Origin of the sequence: Lactiplantibacillus fabifermentans DSM 21115 (assembly GCF_000498955.2) — a bacterium.
Classification (GTDB): domain Bacteria; phylum Bacillota; class Bacilli; order Lactobacillales; family Lactobacillaceae; genus Lactiplantibacillus; species Lactiplantibacillus fabifermentans.
Genome location: NZ_AYGX02000043.1, coordinates 1 through 14,609 on the forward strand (window position 1 = coordinate 1; position 14,609 = coordinate 14,609).

At 44.6% G+C, this 14,609-nt stretch carries 14 protein-coding genes; 8 read left to right on the top strand and 6 right to left on the bottom strand.

Annotated elements, in window-relative coordinates:
• Positions 1 to 53 precede the first annotated feature (53 nt).
• Positions 54 to 938, top strand: a complete 885-nt coding sequence (gene rbsU / locus DY78_RS03305) for a ribose/proton symporter RbsU (protein WP_024624103.1) — start codon at positions 54 to 56, stop codon at positions 936 to 938.
• A 130-nt stretch (positions 939 to 1,068) separates the two neighbouring features.
• Positions 1,069 to 1,332 carry an AbrB/MazE/SpoVT family DNA-binding domain-containing protein gene (locus DY78_RS03310; protein ID WP_024624104.1) on the top strand — a complete coding sequence of 88 codons (264 nt, stop codon included), beginning with the start codon at positions 1,069 to 1,071 and terminating at the stop codon, positions 1,330 to 1,332.
• Positions 1,333 to 1,422: 90 nt separating this feature from the next.
• On the opposite strand, the gene spxB is transcribed toward DY78_RS03310, so the two are convergent.
• Complete coding sequence (gene spxB / locus DY78_RS03315) at positions 1,423 to 3,171, bottom strand: pyruvate oxidase (protein WP_024624105.1); 1,749 nt, start codon at positions 3,169 to 3,171, stop codon at positions 1,423 to 1,425.
• Between the two features lie 350 nt (positions 3,172 to 3,521).
• Entirely contained in the window at positions 3,522 to 4,403 is an 882-nt protein-coding gene (locus DY78_RS03320) for a helix-turn-helix transcriptional regulator (protein ID WP_024624106.1), read from the bottom strand.
• Positions 4,404 to 5,397: 994 nt separating this feature from the next.
• On the opposite strand from DY78_RS03320, the gene DY78_RS03325 reads away from it, so the two are divergent.
• The 3 genes from DY78_RS03325 to DY78_RS03335 are packed head-to-tail and all read left to right on the top strand — an operon-like array spanning position 5,398 to position 7,957.
• Positions 5,398 to 6,141: a metal ABC transporter ATP-binding protein gene (locus DY78_RS03325; protein WP_024624107.1), complete on the top strand. Its 744-nt coding sequence runs from the start codon at positions 5,398 to 5,400 to the stop codon at positions 6,139 to 6,141.
• Entirely contained in the window at positions 6,138 to 7,013 is an 876-nt protein-coding gene (locus DY78_RS03330) for a metal ABC transporter permease (RefSeq protein WP_024624108.1), read from the top strand. The genes DY78_RS03325 and DY78_RS03330 overlap by 4 nt, the downstream gene beginning before the upstream one ends.
• The gene (locus DY78_RS03335) at positions 7,010 to 7,957 is read left to right on the top strand and encodes a metal ABC transporter substrate-binding protein (RefSeq protein ID WP_024624109.1); all 948 of its coding nucleotides are present in this window, start codon (positions 7,010 to 7,012) and stop codon (positions 7,955 to 7,957) included. Before DY78_RS03330 ends, DY78_RS03335 begins: the two co-directional genes overlap by 4 nt.
• A 194-nt stretch (positions 7,958 to 8,151) precedes the next feature.
• Here the strand turns inward: DY78_RS03335 and DY78_RS03340 are convergent, their stop codons facing one another.
• Genes DY78_RS03340 through DY78_RS03350 form a run of 3 tightly spaced genes read right to left on the bottom strand, consistent with a single transcriptional unit; the run spans position 8,152 to position 9,714 of the window.
• On the bottom strand, positions 8,152 to 8,433 hold the full coding sequence (locus DY78_RS03340) for a type II toxin-antitoxin system HicB family antitoxin (protein ID WP_024624110.1): 282 nt from the start codon (positions 8,431 to 8,433) through the stop codon (positions 8,152 to 8,154).
• 33 nt (positions 8,434 to 8,466) lie between these two features.
• Positions 8,467 to 8,778 (bottom strand): DUF1129 domain-containing protein, encoded by a 312-nt coding sequence (locus DY78_RS03345; RefSeq protein WP_024624111.1) that lies wholly within the window; start codon positions 8,776 to 8,778, stop codon positions 8,467 to 8,469.
• Between the two features lie 42 nt (positions 8,779 to 8,820).
• Complete coding sequence (locus DY78_RS03350; protein WP_024624112.1) at positions 8,821 to 9,714, bottom strand: LysR family transcriptional regulator; 894 nt, start codon at positions 9,712 to 9,714, stop codon at positions 8,821 to 8,823.
• Positions 9,715 to 9,926: 212 nt separating this feature from the next.
• Between DY78_RS03350 and DY78_RS03355 the strand changes: the two genes are divergently transcribed.
• The 3 genes from DY78_RS03355 (at position 9,927) to DY78_RS03365 (ending at position 14,294) form a co-directional block, all read left to right on the top strand.
• Positions 9,927 to 11,582: a malolactic enzyme gene (locus DY78_RS03355; RefSeq protein ID WP_268872495.1), complete on the top strand. Its 1,656-nt coding sequence runs from the start codon at positions 9,927 to 9,929 to the stop codon at positions 11,580 to 11,582.
• A gap of 77 nt (positions 11,583 to 11,659) precedes the next feature.
• Positions 11,660 to 12,631: an AEC family transporter gene (locus DY78_RS03360; RefSeq protein WP_024624114.1), complete on the top strand. Its 972-nt coding sequence runs from the start codon at positions 11,660 to 11,662 to the stop codon at positions 12,629 to 12,631.
• 238 nt (positions 12,632 to 12,869) lie between these two features.
• Entirely contained in the window at positions 12,870 to 14,294 is a 1,425-nt protein-coding gene (locus DY78_RS03365) for an amino acid permease (protein WP_024624115.1), read from the top strand.
• Here the strand turns inward: DY78_RS03365 and DY78_RS03370 are convergent.
• Positions 14,272 to 14,520, bottom strand: a complete 249-nt coding sequence (locus tag DY78_RS03370) for a hypothetical protein (RefSeq protein WP_033613683.1) — start codon at positions 14,518 to 14,520, stop codon at positions 14,272 to 14,274. The two genes, DY78_RS03365 and DY78_RS03370, sit on opposite strands and share 23 nt — an antisense overlap.
• Positions 14,521 to 14,609: the final 89 nt, after the last annotated feature.

The window sequence follows — 14,609 nt, forward strand, 5'->3', positions numbered from 1 at the left end:
CAGGTTATGCTGAACAATTTGTCCAAAAATTCGGATTAAATTTGCAATCTACCATGAACGCAACCGCATTATTAATTGGGCTTGGCCCACTAATCGGGTGGGGCTTGTACCCGACGATTGCTTCCAAAATTGGGGGCCGCCCGGTTAATCAAATTTTAGGCTCAACCCTGGGAACGTTAATTTTTGCCATTATTTTTGCAATGATCAATGGATTAAAGCTACCCACCGGAACGAACTTACTCTTTTCAATCATTTCTGGGATTGGCTGGGCAAGTGCACAAATCGTGACCTTCAAAGTTTTCGCGAAGGTCGGTTCATCACGGGCCGTGCCAATCACGACGGCCTTTCAATTATTAGGGGCTTCCTTATGGGGCGTAATTGCGTTAGGTAACTGGCCCGGGATGATGGCTAAAATTATGGGCGGCTTGGCCTTGTTATTCGTCATTATCGGCGCTACTTTAACGGTGTGGTCAGAGAAGAAAGACGCTGGTAACAGCCGGTTATTACGCCAGGCCGTTATCTGGTTAGCAGTTGGTGAGATTGGTTATTGGGCCTATTCCGCGGCACCACAAGCGACGACGATTGATGGGATGCATGCCTTCTTACCACAAGCGATTGGGATGTTATTAGCTAGTGTCGTCTATGCCGTCTTCTTGAGCTTCCGCGGTGAAAAGTCCGCCTTAACAGAAAGTATCTCGTACAAGCATGTCTTTTCGGGATTGTTCTTTGCCTTTGCCGCCTTGACCTATTTGATCTCGGCGCAACCAAATATGAATGGGTTAGCGACGGGGTTCATCCTGTCACAAACGTCGGCAGTCTTAGCTACATTGACTGGTATTTGGTTCTTAGGTCAAAAGAAAACGATGCGCGAAATGCAAGTCACGATTTTAGGGTTGGTCTTAATTTTAGGTGCTGCGACCGTTACCGTCTTAATTTAATGAATTTTGCAAGTCCTGGCTGGTTGCTGGGACTTTTTTATTAGCTAATTTATAATCGTATTTACTAGCATGACCAAGACCGGTCACGATATACTGAGCCCGACTTAAATAAGTGAATCGAGGAGTTAGCATGCAAACTAAACTTAAACGTTGTGGTACCGAATATTGCCTGGAACTACCAGCAAGTATGTTGCGACAAATTGGGGTCGAAACTGAAGCGGCTACTACGGTATCTTTACGCGTCGTAGGTCAACAGTTGATTATCGAAAAAGCTGCCACCGCCTCGCGCTTAAGCGACCGCTTCCGTAACTTTGATTACGAAGCCGAACTCGCTAAGCAGTCAAACCATGAGTACGATTGGCACGGCGATGTCGGGCAGGAAATCCTAAAATAGTAGTAAATACCACAAACGCCGCGCAATGATTAGCATTGCGCGGCGTTACTAGTTATGATCGGCACACGGACCATAACTAATTTTCAAAAACTATTTTGAATTTTTATTCACTTGTTCTACGAAATAACTGTATGGTTTCAACGCGTCGGCTTGATACTTGGCGGTGAAGGCCGCAACGGCTTCTTTAGTGGCATGCGCTGGGTTCAAGTCCATGTGTTCAGTGGTAAATGGCATGTCGTGTGTTGACTTGATGTCAATAACAACGGGACCATCAGCAGCTTGAGCTTGCTTCAAGGCCGCCTTTAATTCATCAAAGGTCCGAACCGTAATCCCAGTCGCACCCATCCCAGTGGCTACTTGGGCCCAGTCGGTGTCAATCAAATCAACCCCTGACAATGGTTGATGGCTGTCGTCGGTTTGTTCAGCTTCGATGTAACCTAATGTTTCGTTACTGAAGACGATGTTAGTGATGTGCAAGTTGTATTTCACTTGTGTCAAGATTTCTTCGCCTAACATTGCAAAGCCACCGTCACCACTCAAGCTGTAAACGTCTCGTTCTGGGAAGGCGAATTTAGCCGCGATGGAAGCGGGAACGCCATAGCCCATCGTTGCGTATTGGCCGGAAGTGGTCCATTTTTGATCGTCATGTAACTTCATCAACCGGGTGAAGTTGATATCAACGTTACCAACATCCAAGGCGTAAACTGCTTTATCACTGGCCAATTTGTTAATTTGGTCAAAGACGGGTTCGGGACGTAATGGGGTCGACGTATCGTTGTTGAAACTGTTGGTCCAATCGCGCCAGTTTTTTAAGTTAGCCATCGTTGCTTGATAGAATGGGGTTTCCGGTAAATCAGAACCCTTAGCAATCAAGGCTTTCAAAGCAGTTTTGGCATCGGCTAAAATGGCGACGTCGACTGGATGACGTTTGCCTAACTTTTCAGTATCCGCATCAATTTGAATGACTTTAGCGCCATGTTTGATTAAGAAAATACTGAATGGGGAGTCATTCCCAATCCAAAGGACGACGTCAGGGGAGAAGCCGGCTTCCACAGCGGGTTTTGAGCCGACCCGGCCGGTAACCCCTAAGTAATTGTCGTCTTCGTCGGGAACGATCCCTTTCCCAAGCATGGAAGAAACCAATGGCATCTTGAATTTCTTAGCTAGTTCGCTTAATTCCGCACCAGCATCTTTAGCACCTTGGCCAAAGTAAACGAGTGGGGCTTTCGCATCTTTAATTAAATCCCAAGCAGCGCTGATTTTTGCATCATCAGGGGTTGGATAGATGACTTCAGGCTTGTTGTCAGCGGTTGGGACGAAGTTGTCGTCAATTTCGGTCCAGCCCAAGTCCTTAGGAATGGTAATCACGGCCACGCCACGGTACTTGTAAGCTTGGCGAATCCCTTCGTCGATCATGCCAGGGATAGCTTTGGCACTCATTGCGGTCCGGTTCCAAACGGAAACATCATCGAAGATTGGTTCTTCATCCATAGCTTGGAAGAAGTCCAAGTTCATGCGTTTAGTTGGCACTTGCGCAACGATGGCGAGTAATGGCGTGTGGTCATGCTTGGCATCATACAAGCCGTTTAACAAATGCACGGCACCGGGGCCGGCTGAACCGAAAGTCACGCCGACTTTACCAGTCAACTTACCTTCAGCGGCGGCAGCTAAGGCGCCTGCTTCTTCGTGGCGAACTTGCACGAAGTTCAACGTTTCGCGCCGTTCATAAATTGCTTGCATCCCATCATCAAATGACCCACCTGGTAAACCATAAATGTTCTTTACGCCCCAGGCTTCAATAACCTTTAAACCAGCGGTAACTGCTTTAATTTTACTCATCACGATCACTCCTAAAATTCTGACATATCAGTACGTCCACGCCGAAAGCGCTTTAGTTTTTAGGTGCCAATAATGTCGTTTATATAAATTTATAATATTAAGATTGAACAACTAGAATCTCTGTCGCTCAACAGAAGTCATCATAGTCCCATCAAAAAGTTTATGCAAGCGCTTAATTTATTAATTTACCGTTAAAATTTCGCGCTAATATAGTTAGTTTTAATTTAAAAACTTTTTGAAAAAAGTTTGTTGATATACTTTCGTAATAAATCGTATTGCGTTTATGAATCATTGCTAACCCGCAACTTGTTCGGGATGCGGTGGTTGCGACTTTAAATAATGGCGGTTATTTAAAGGGGTCGATTCAAATGACGATAACGCGTTGGCGAAATCCCTTTCATTTTTTTGAAACGGGTATAGAAATTGGGCAAGTTGGCCCAACCAACTTCGGTCGCAATTTCAGCAACGGTCTTATCAGTATGACTGAGCAAGCGACAAGCAAGTTCTAAGCGCAAATCAGCGACTTTGTGTGAGAATGATTCGTGAAACAACTGTTGGCATAACCGCGAAAAATAAGCCGTCGAATAGCCAAAGTGGGTCGCCACTAATGTTAACGTCACCCGCTGTAAGTGCGCGTGCATAAATTTTAAAATGTCACCAGCTTGGGTAATGCGCGCATCGTCACCTTGTAAGGCCCGTTCCGTCAACTGGGATACGGTCAAATTCAAGGTTTGGCGGTGATGCCGCAAGAGTTCGGTATAAATCAATCCCACCAGCTGATTACTTTCAAATTGTAAATTTGCATCCGGCAGCGGCTTTTGCGTGGCTGCTAGGGCCGTTAAGTACAGGTGGACTAGTTGGGTCGGTAATTGTTGAAAAACTAAGTAACGTGATTGTTTCGTTTCTTCATGCATTAAGTCCGCCAGCAAGGGGTCCGAGTTCATAATGGCGAAATCGGCCGCCTCGGGGGTCGGTAAGATGAGTTCAGTATAGCGCAAGTGATTGTCATCACTCGCTTGAACGGCAACGTATTTACAGCGTCGCACTAAGACGATATCGTGGCGATGTAACCAGAGGGTCTGCTGATCCACTAGTAACGTCAGTGGCCCGAGGCATTCAATAATCATCATGTGCGAATAGTCTTTATTCGTCTGCATCGCCCGTGCCAGCGGCCAACCGTAGTTAGTTAGCGCTGGAATCGTGAGTGATTTGGGACTGTGGTAATATTTCAAAAGCCAACACCTCAACAAAGCAATGTCAAATAAACAACTGGATTAGGACAAATCGACCAAGTAAATCAACGGGATCGACCCGTTATAATTGTTAACGGTTACAAAATGTTAGTGACTCATTAACAAAATCGCTACCGGTGGCGGTTATTCATTTAATTTTATTATAGGTCTAAGTGAAACCAATAGAAAGTGTTAGGAAGAAATTGTTAGGTTAATTTTTACAATTTGGCGGTTGTTAGCATTAACCTGGGTCAGTATGGCGGTATTGGCTCCAATCCAATTATGACCAGCACATGGCTAAGCGGTGCACTTAGCGATAACACCAGTTGCGCGTCAACTTGGCAGGGTATCCCGGCAACCAATGCTCGGCTGCAAATGGTGGCGGGAGTAGTGCAGTTGGGGGACGACTACCAGTGGGGCGCGCCGCATAATTAAACATGATTATTAATTCACAAACTAAATAGTGATGGTTCCCGCTTGAACTAGCTGTGAAAACGGCTAGCGGTGGCGACCAGACAAAAAAATCGGCCATGAGAACACTCATGGGCGATTTTTTTGTCCATATAATAGGAAGAAAGTGAAAAACTACACTAGTAATCGTTGACCTTGAAGATGGCTGACTTAGTGGCGGACCACGGTTGATTGCCAAAATAATAATTTTTTAACGTGACCATGATATTTATATCGAAGCCAAACTGAAACGGGTTGGTTAGCGTCTTTTTTGAACGCAAAAAATAGTGTCGGTAATCATGATGTAATCGGGTGAATCTCAGTACTACCAAGGGGTGTCACGACATATTTAAATTGACACTAATTATCAATAATTTATCGAAGCATATATTCTTTTATATCAACGATGTTAACGGTTTTATTAACAATATTATCTTATAGAATCAAAAAGTTAACTTTACCTAACAAATATTTGCATAGCTGTTAATTATCCGATACAATGGGGTCGATGATAGGTAACCAAGATTAAACGGAGGACGTTTTTATGCTAACAGTAAAAAACCTCACCGTGGCTTACGATGACACACCAGTCTTTACTGATGTTGCCGTTAATTTTAACGCTGGCAAGATTACTGGAATCATTGGCCCCAACGGTGCAGGAAAATCAACTTTAATTAAAGCCATGCTTGGCTTGATTAAGGCGCAATCAGGAACAGTTTTATCAGATGGTCACGACTTAAAGCAACTGCAAAAACAAATTGCGTATGTTGAACAGCGCAAAGATTTGGATTTATCATTTCCAATTAGTGTTTTCGAAGTTGTTATGACCGGGACCTACGGCAAGTTAGGCTTGTTCCGTCAACCAGGCAAAGCGGCGCGCGATGCGAGTCGGGCGGCCTTAGAACAAGTGGATTTAGCGGAATTTGCAGATCGGCAAATTGGCCAACTTTCGGGTGGGCAATTACAACGGGTCTTCGTGGCACGGGCGATCGTGCAAGAAGCCCAAGTCATTATTTTGGATGAACCGTTTGTTGGGATTGACTTACAAAGTGAAACCGCCATTATGGCGATTTTGAAACAGTGGCGTGATGCGGGCAAGACGATTATTGTCGTGCATCATGACTTGAACAAAGTCTCCCATTATTTTGACGACTTAGTGATTTTAAATCACGGGATTATTGATTATGGTCCGGTCGATGACGTTTATACCGCTGATAATATTGAACGCACCTTTAGTGCAGATCTTTCGGCCGTATTATTTAGCCCAGCAGGAGGATCAAAAAAATGACGAGTATTATGAATTTCATTCACGCCTTAGGCCAGTACGATTTCTTACAAAGTGCCTTAATTGCGGCGATTATGGTCGGGGTAATGTCCGGCATTATTGGGAGCTTTATTATTTTACGGGGGATGTCGATGATGGGCGACGCCATTTCACATGCGGTCTTACCCGGGGTGGCGGTCGCCTATATGCTCGGCATCAACGTGTTAATTGGGGCCTCCATTTTCGGAATCTTAGCAGCTGGCCTGATTGGTTTTGTGGTCAGTCACAGTAAGATTAAAACGGATACGTCCATTGGGATTGTTTTTAGTGCCTTTTACGCTTTAGGTTTTATCCTAATTTCATTGGCCGAAAGTTCGACCAACTTGCATCATATCTTATTCGGGAACATTTTAGCCGTTAGTGATACTGATATTATGACGACGACCGTCATCTTAGGGTTAGTCATCTTATTCGTAGTGTTCTTCTATAAAGAACTATTGATTACGTCGTTTGATGCAACCTACGCGCAAACGTATGGCTTAAAAGTCCACATCTTACACTATGCGTTGATGTTTGTCTTGACGTTAGTGACGGTCTCTGCTTTACAAACCGTTGGGATTATCTTAGTGGTCGCGATGCTGATTACGCCTGCTGCGACCGCGTTCTTATGGACGGACCGCTTGGCGACGATGCTCGTCTTGTCAGCGTCAATCGGGGCGGTGGCTTCAGTGGTCGGCTTGTACTTCAGTTACACGTTGAACTGGGCATCCGGTCCGGCCATCGTCTTAGTAGCGGCGGTATTCTTTGGGATTTCATTCGTGATTTCACCCAAACAAGCGTTGTTTCCACGGCTATGGCACGGAACTAACGCCAAGAAGAAGCGGGTGATCGCATGAAAAAGAACCTCATTGCGGTCGTCGCGGTAGTTTTGATGATTAGTGGTGTGGCGATGTTTTTAAAGCAGCGCCAACAAGCATCCGCGAGTTCTTCAGCGAACACGACCGGTAAAATTCGGGTCGTCAGCACCAATTCAATTATCGACGATATGGTCAAAAATGTTGGCGGCGACAAAGTTGAAAATTACAGTATTGTTCAACGCGGGACCGACCCGCATGAATACGAACCACGTCCCGCTGATATTTCGGCAACTGCCGAAGCCGATGTCGTTTTTTACAACGGGTTGAACTTGGAAACCGGTGGTAATGGCTGGTTCAAAAAGTTAGTTAAGTCATCGAAAAAGAATTTTGGTAAAGAGGTCTTTGCCACCAGTGATGGCGTTAAAGTGAAATATTTAACGACGAATGTGGAAGAAGAAGATCCGCATGCGTGGTTAGACCTAGCTAATGGGATTCAATACGTGCAAAACATCAACAAAGTTCTGCAGAAAAAAGACCCAGCCAACGCGGAAACGTATCAACGCAATACGGATAAGTACGTGGCGAAGTTAACGAAGTTGCATGAAGAAGCCCAAACAAAATTCAGTAAAATTCCGAGTGACCAACGTTTGTTAGTGACATCGGAAGGGGCGTTCAAATACTTCTCCGCAGCTTATCATGTTAAGGCAGCCTACATTTGGGAAGTGAACACGGAATCTCAAGGGACCCCGGAACAAATGCGACACGCAGTTAAAGCGGTCAATGCTTCGAGTGTTAAGCATCTTTTCGTGGAATCTTCGGTCTCACCAAAGTCGATGCAAAAATTGTCACATGAAACCGGCGTCCCAATTGGCGCCACCATCTTTACCGATTCGTTAGCGGCCAAGGGGAAACCAGGGGACACGTACTACACGATGATGAAATGGAACTTAGATAAGATTCATGATGGCTTAGCAAAGTCATAAGCTAAATTGGCTATTTAAATTTGAATGATGTTTGAGAGTGGATGGTACGATGCGCATAGTATCAATTACTTGCTCTTAGGAATAATAAAAATCGTGCTTCATGACAATCTTCTTGACTGTCATGAAGCACGATTTTGTTATTATGCAGGCTGCGAGCTAAATTGCAATCAGTTTTTGAAGTAGATATACAATAATTAGTATGGATAGTCACCAGCGAGAAAGGCGTCCATATCAATCGTGACTTTAATAATTTGCTGATTGGCATCCAAATCCCAATCACTAGAATCTTGCGGGACTGGATATAGCTCGCCATCCAGCATGGTCCCAATAGCATCAATGGCTGCCACCCGCATCTCAGCCAAGGTATCGGCTTGCGTAACCATCCCGTGAATATTGGGCGAAGTCCCCACAAAGTAATGCCCGTCTGCATCATGGTACTCTGTGACGATAATCGGATAAGTTAGTGGTTGTGCCATTAGTGCCTCCTAGCATTCAGTTATTCAAGCCGCTTAGTCTTCTTGTTCAAACGTCAATTCACTCATCGACAATTCCAAGTCATCTAAAACTTCATTTTCACTTAAAAATTGGGCCCAAGCGGTGGGGGTTTGCTCGCGGGTGTGGGGGGCGATTTTGCCGTGAATATTGTCAATGACTTCGTCGAGCATTTTGTCAGCTTGGCGATTAATTTCGGCATCATTATACCGCCGAGCCGGCAGCCGTTCCATGTTCTTTTTTTGTAAAAATTCGGTGGCTTTATCCATAAAGATACTGACGACTTGTGAGTTGTCAGCTAAGTAGGTTTTTAAAGTTTCATTATCCATTTTTAGTTCCTCCTCGAGTACGTTTCTACTATAAACATAGCTTTAATCGGCGTCGCTTTCTAACGTCGAGTGTAAGACGTCCAATAATTTAATTTGGGCCGGCGTCAAAATGTGTGACGTGCGATAAACGATGCTCGTAATGAATTCCGGTTGTTCATCATCAAGTAATTCTAAGCGCACGACATCGCTACGGTAATGATCGACGACATTGGTCAAAAAGCCGACGCCAATGTTTTGGGCGATTAATTTCATCAAAACGTGTGTATCGTTTGAGCGGAAAACGATATTGGGGCGGAAGTGATTGCGGCGCGTTAAACGATTAAAAGCGGTGTTGTGCACGAAGTTGCTTGTGAAGAAGACGAAATTCTCGTGGCGCAGTTCACTGAAGTAAATGCGTTTCCGCTTCGCTAATGGATGATCTTTTGAGACAAAAATGCTAAATGGTTGCCGGTCGAACTCTTCTGCAAGCAGTGACCGATAGGAGAGGGGGTCGACGGAACCGAGCAAAGTCATGTCAACACGGCCATCCCGCACCGCATCGCGGAGCCAAATAGACCCGCCTTCGACCGTGGTGATGTTGGGCAATAACCCCGTTGCCGATAATTTAGCCGCCACCATTGGAAAATAGTGATTTTCGATAATCGGTGGCAACCCCAAAACAATTTGTTGTTCAGTTAAGTTATTAATTTCTTGATGCGAAATTTCTAGCTCCCGCAAAATGATTTCGGCGTGCTCGGCGAGTTGGGTACCACTCGGCGTCACCGTCAAAACGTTGTGAACACGGTCACGGATAATCAATTTGGCACCGAATTCTGCCTCTAAGCGTTTAATCGCCGTGGTGATTGTCGGTTGGCTGACATTAAAAAATTTAGCAACTTTTGAAAAGTTTTTTTGTAAAATTAATTGTTTAAAATATTCTAAATCTTTTGTATTCATTTTTTCTCCCATTAAATCAGGCTTTGTACCGACCTTATAAATTATATTTATATCTTAACATACATTTGACTATAAGATTTTACGGGGTCTAGACTGACGTATGTAAATTGATAAGCGCAAAGCTTTGACCAATCAAATCAAAATAAGTTAGCCTGTTACCTGCGCCACGGTTAATAATAATTTTGATTTGTTCACTTAACTAAGATAAAAAAATGGAGGAATTAATTATGACTCAAAATGCTGATACTATTTTAAATAACCCATTTTTAAACAAAGGCACTGCGTTCACTAAAGCTGAACGCCAAGCCCTGGGCTTAACTGGGACGTTACCAAGCAATGTGCAAACCATTGACGAACAAACCACCCAAGCCTACGCGCAATTCCAAAGCAAGGCGACCCGTTTAGAAAAGCGAATCTTCTTGATGAACTTGTTCAACGAAAACCGGACCTTGTTCTATCACTTGATGGACGAACACGTCGTTGAATTCATGCCAATCGTGTATGATCCAGTGGTCGCTGATTCAATCGAACAATATAATGAAATTTTCTTGGATCCCCAAAATGCAGCTTTCGTTTCCGTCGATGCGCCTGAAGACATCGAAGCAACTTTAAAAAACGCTGCTAGCGGCCGCGACATTCGTTTGGTCGTCGTTACCGATGCTGAAGGTATCTTAGGCATGGGTGACTGGGGTGTCAACGGTGTTGATATCGCCGTTGGTAAGTTGATGGTCTACACGGCGGCGGCCGGGATTGACCCTTCACAAGTGTTACCAGTAAGTATTGATGCTGGGACGAACAACCAAAAATTACTCGATGATCCATTGTACTTGGGGAACCGTCACAAGCGGGTTTACGGCGACCAATACTACGATGTCATCGACAAATTCGTCGAAGCTGAACAAAAATTATTCCCAGAATCATTATTACATTGGGAAGACTTTGGCCGTTCAAACGCCCAAGTTATCTTAGACAAGTACAAAGACAAGATTGCCACTTTCAACGATGACATCCAAGGAACTGGGATGGTTGTTTTAGCTGGTATCTTAGGTGCTTTGAACATTTCTAAGGAAAGCATCAAGGACCAAAAAATCTTATCATTCGGTGCTGGGACTGCCGGCATGGGGATTGCCAACCAAATCATGGATGAACTCATGCAAGCTGGTTTGACTGAAGAAGAAGCTAAGCAACACTTCTATGCGGTCGACAAGCAAGGGTTACTCTTTGACGATACCGAAGACTTAACGCCAGCCCAAAAGAACTTTACCCGTCAACGTAGCGAATTCAGCAATGCTGACGAATTAACGAACTTGGAAGCAGTCGTTAAAGCCGTTCACCCAACGGTTATGATTGGGACGTCAACGCAACCAGGGACATTTACGGAAAGCATCATCAAGGAAATGGCAGCGCACACTGATCGGCCAATTATCTTCCCATTGTCAAACCCAACCAAATTAGCCGAAGCTAAAGCGGAAGATTTGATCAAGTGGACGGATGGTCGCGCCTTAGTTGCGACTGGGATTCCCGCTGACGACGTTGAATACAAAGGTGTCACTTACCAAATCGGTCAAGGGAACAACGCCTTAATGTACCCCGGCTTAGGTTTCGGGTTAATCGCCTCAACCGCCAAAGTCTTGAACAGCGAAACGTTATCCGCTGCTTGCCATGCTTTAGGTGGGATTGTGGATACGAGCAAGCCTGGTGCGGCCGTATTACCACCAGTTTCCAAATTAACTGAATTTTCACAAACATTAGCTGAAATCGTGGCCCAAAGTGTTATCGATCAAAAGCTTAACAAAGAACCAATCAGCGATGCTAAAAAAGCTGTTGCTGACATGAAGTGGTTCCCAGAATACAAGACGATTAAGTAATTAGTGGTCGCATAAGAGAAGAAAAGAGCTCCAAAATAAGAGAGAACTAAAATTGTAGGAAGTGGGGATAAAAACTCATGAGTGTTTTATGGAATTCGATTCAAAGCGTCTTAGTGGTCGTTTTGATCATGGCATTAGGTTATATTTTACGGCAAACAGGCTGGTTCGACGACGCCTTTGGTGGGACCATCTCCAAATTCATCAAGAACATCGCCTTGCCGGCATCAATCTTCGTCTCCGTCTTAAGTAACTTAAAACGTAGTCAATTAGCGTCATTTTCGGGCTACTTGGGGTATGCATTCTTAGCCGTTATCATCGGCTATTTAATCGCCTTTTCGTTAGTTAAGTTAATGAAGGTGAAGCCTGGCCGTAAAGGGATCTTTATCAACGCCGTGGTTAACGCCAACACGATCTTCATTGGGTTACCTTTGAACGAAGCGTTGTTTGGTGACAAAGCGATGACTTACTTCTTGGTTTATTATATTGTTAACACCGTTTCAACTTGGGCATTTGGGGTCTTCTTGATTTCCAACGACGATCCAACGAAGCCTAAGGAAAAGACGCATAACAAGATTGACTGGAAGAAAGTTATCCCAATGCCATTAGTTGGGTTCATTGTGGCCTTGATCGTCTTACTTTTAAACATTCCAGTCTTAGATGTTAAGTTTGTGGATTCAACCTTAACGTATGTTGGGAACTTAGTAACCCCATTATCATTGATTTATATTGGGATTGTGTTATCCGACGCTGGTTTGAAGAGTATTCGCTTCGACCGCGACACGATTGTCGCCTTGTTAGGTCGCTTCATCTTGTCACCAATCGTCATGATCTTAGTCTTGATGGTTGCTGGTAACATGGGCGCTACCTTCCCAACCTTAGCGTCACAAACCTTGATTGTGCAATCAGCAACGCCAATGTTAGCCGTATTACCAATCTTAGCTAATGAAGCGCATGGGGATGTTAAATACGCCACCAACGTGGTTACGACGTCGACGGTCTTGTTCATCGTCGTGGTACCAATCTTGATGACTTTGATTCAATATATCTAAAATTATGATAGAATGATGAAATAATCACGCTGACCTAATCGCCAGCGTGATTTTTTTAATATGTGAATATTGTGAAATAGATTAATTTGTTCAAAATAACTAAACGGTCAAAATAGCTTTATGTAGGTGTTTTTATGAGAATTCTTAAAGAAAAACATGGTTTTACTTGACTATTTATGTGAAAATCAATAAAATTAACAACGTTATATTAATAAGAATTCGATTAGGAGGCAACTGTATGAAAGCATCACGGCGATTATTGATCAAAAAGCCGGTCAATCCAGCCAACTTTAATAAAGGCGGTTTGGCGAAAACCTTAAACGCCTTTAGCTTAACTATGATGGGGGTTGGGGCCATTGTCGGCTCGGGGATCTTTATAACGCCGGGGATTATCGCGGCTAAGTACGCCGGACCCGCCGCCATGTTGTCATTTGTCATCGCGGCAGTGGTTTGTTCGTTAGCGGCCTTATGTTACGCGGAGTTTTCATCAACGATCCCATTAGCAGGGAGTGCCTATACGTATGTTTACACCGTCTTTGGTGAATTTTTAGCCTGGATTTTAGGGTGGTCTTTAATTTCAGAATATTTATTTGCCGTCTCATCGGTGGCCGTGAGTTGGTCGTCGTATTTCCAAAATCTAATCAGTGGTTTTGGCATCAAGTTGCCCGCGTTTTTCCAAGCGGCCGCCGGGACTTCCGGTCAACCGCATGCCGGGTTTAACTTGATTGCGTTTATCGTCGTCTTGGCGATCTCGTTATTATTAGTCGGCGGCGTGCAAGAATCCGCCCGGGTCAATACGATTATGGTGATTGTCAAAATTTTAGTCATCGTGTTATTTATCGCGGTGGCCATCTTCTTCGTCAAACCAGCCAACTTCCATCCGTTCATGCCAAATGGGGTGCACGGGTTAGTCAAAGGGGCGTCACTGGCGTTTTATGCCTATATCGGGTTCGATGCCGTTTCCACCGCTTCAGAAGAAGTTAAAAATCCTAAGCGCGACATGCCGATTGGGATTATCGGGTCGTTAGTCGTAGCGTCAATCTTGTACGTGGCGATGGCCTGGGTCTTAGTCGGGGTCGTGCCTTACACGAAATTAAACGTTGGGGACCCGGTTGCTTATGCCTTAGCCGTCATCAATCAAAACTGGGCCGCGGGGATTGTCTCCTTAGGGGCCGTGGTCGGGATGACAACTGTCTTAATCGTGATGTTATACGGTGGGACGCGGTTGTTATTTGCCATCAGTCGGGACGGCTTACTACCAAAAGCGTTCCGGACGTTGAATCCATCAACGAAAGTCCCCGTTAAGAGTACATGGATTTTTGGAATTATCGCCAGCATCTTTGCCGCGGTCATTCCGTTAGATAAAATCGCGGAACTCGTTAATATTGGGACGTTGTTCGCCTTTGCCATGGTCTCCATCGGGGTCATCTTCTTACGTAAACATGAAACCTTACAACAAATTAACAGCTCGTTTAAAGTCCCATTTTATCCAGTATTACCAATCGTGTCGTTCTTAGCCTGCATCTACTTGATGCTCAACTTACAAGCCTTCACGTGGCACATGTTCGGGATTTGGCTAGCCATCGGAATTGTCATTTACTTCCTATACAGCTACCGCCATTCCCGCATTCGCCAAGGCCTTAAAGAACACGAAGCTGAATAACGTTTCGCCACCGTCGCTTTTGACGGTGGCTTTTTTGGTTGATTGGGTAGGCTTGCCGTTGTGATTCAGCAGCAATTCCAGTAGCCGTGGCGACCGGTTCGAGCCAAAAAGCTGTCTCGAACCTCACTTTGAAGCTCGGCCCAGCCCGCCAATCTTCAAAGATGTCGGTGGCGTAAGTCCGGCCAAAAGCATGCCGCACTAACGCCACTTGCACGGCAACTTCCATTGCTGCTGACTCACAACTGAATTGATCTCGTGATGAGTAAACGCGGCCCCGTTTTAATGAAATCGTGAAAGGCGTGATTAATTGGTATA

Excerpts from the sequence above, each read along its gene's own strand:
- rbsU (WP_024624103.1), top strand. The coding sequence starts at position 54 with ATGAACGCAACCGCATTATTAATTGGGCTTGGCCCACTAATCGGGTGG.
- DY78_RS03310 (WP_024624104.1), top strand. The coding sequence starts at position 1,069 with ATGCAAACTAAACTTAAACGTTGTGGTACCGAATATTGCCTGGAACTA.
- spxB (WP_024624105.1), bottom strand. The coding sequence starts at position 3,171 with ATGAGTAAAATTAAAGCAGTTACCGCTGGTTTAAAGGTTATTGAAGCC.
- DY78_RS03325 (WP_024624107.1), top strand. The coding sequence starts at position 5,398 with ATGCTAACAGTAAAAAACCTCACCGTGGCTTACGATGACACACCAGTC.
- DY78_RS03330 (WP_024624108.1), top strand. The coding sequence starts at position 6,138 with ATGACGAGTATTATGAATTTCATTCACGCCTTAGGCCAGTACGATTTC.
- DY78_RS03335 (WP_024624109.1), top strand. The coding sequence starts at position 7,010 with ATGAAAAAGAACCTCATTGCGGTCGTCGCGGTAGTTTTGATGATTAGT.
- DY78_RS03340 (WP_024624110.1), bottom strand. The coding sequence starts at position 8,433 with ATGGCACAACCACTAACTTATCCGATTATCGTCACAGAGTACCATGAT.
- DY78_RS03345 (WP_024624111.1), bottom strand. The coding sequence starts at position 8,778 with ATGGATAATGAAACTTTAAAAACCTACTTAGCTGACAACTCACAAGTC.
- DY78_RS03350 (WP_024624112.1), bottom strand. The coding sequence starts at position 9,714 with ATGAATACAAAAGATTTAGAATATTTTAAACAATTAATTTTACAAAAA.
- DY78_RS03355 (WP_268872495.1), top strand. The coding sequence starts at position 9,927 with ATGGAGGAATTAATTATGACTCAAAATGCTGATACTATTTTAAATAAC.
- DY78_RS03360 (WP_024624114.1), top strand. The coding sequence starts at position 11,660 with ATGAGTGTTTTATGGAATTCGATTCAAAGCGTCTTAGTGGTCGTTTTG.
- DY78_RS03365 (WP_024624115.1), top strand. The coding sequence starts at position 12,870 with ATGAAAGCATCACGGCGATTATTGATCAAAAAGCCGGTCAATCCAGCC.
- DY78_RS03370 (WP_033613683.1), bottom strand. The coding sequence starts at position 14,520 with ATGGAAGTTGCCGTGCAAGTGGCGTTAGTGCGGCATGCTTTTGGCCGG.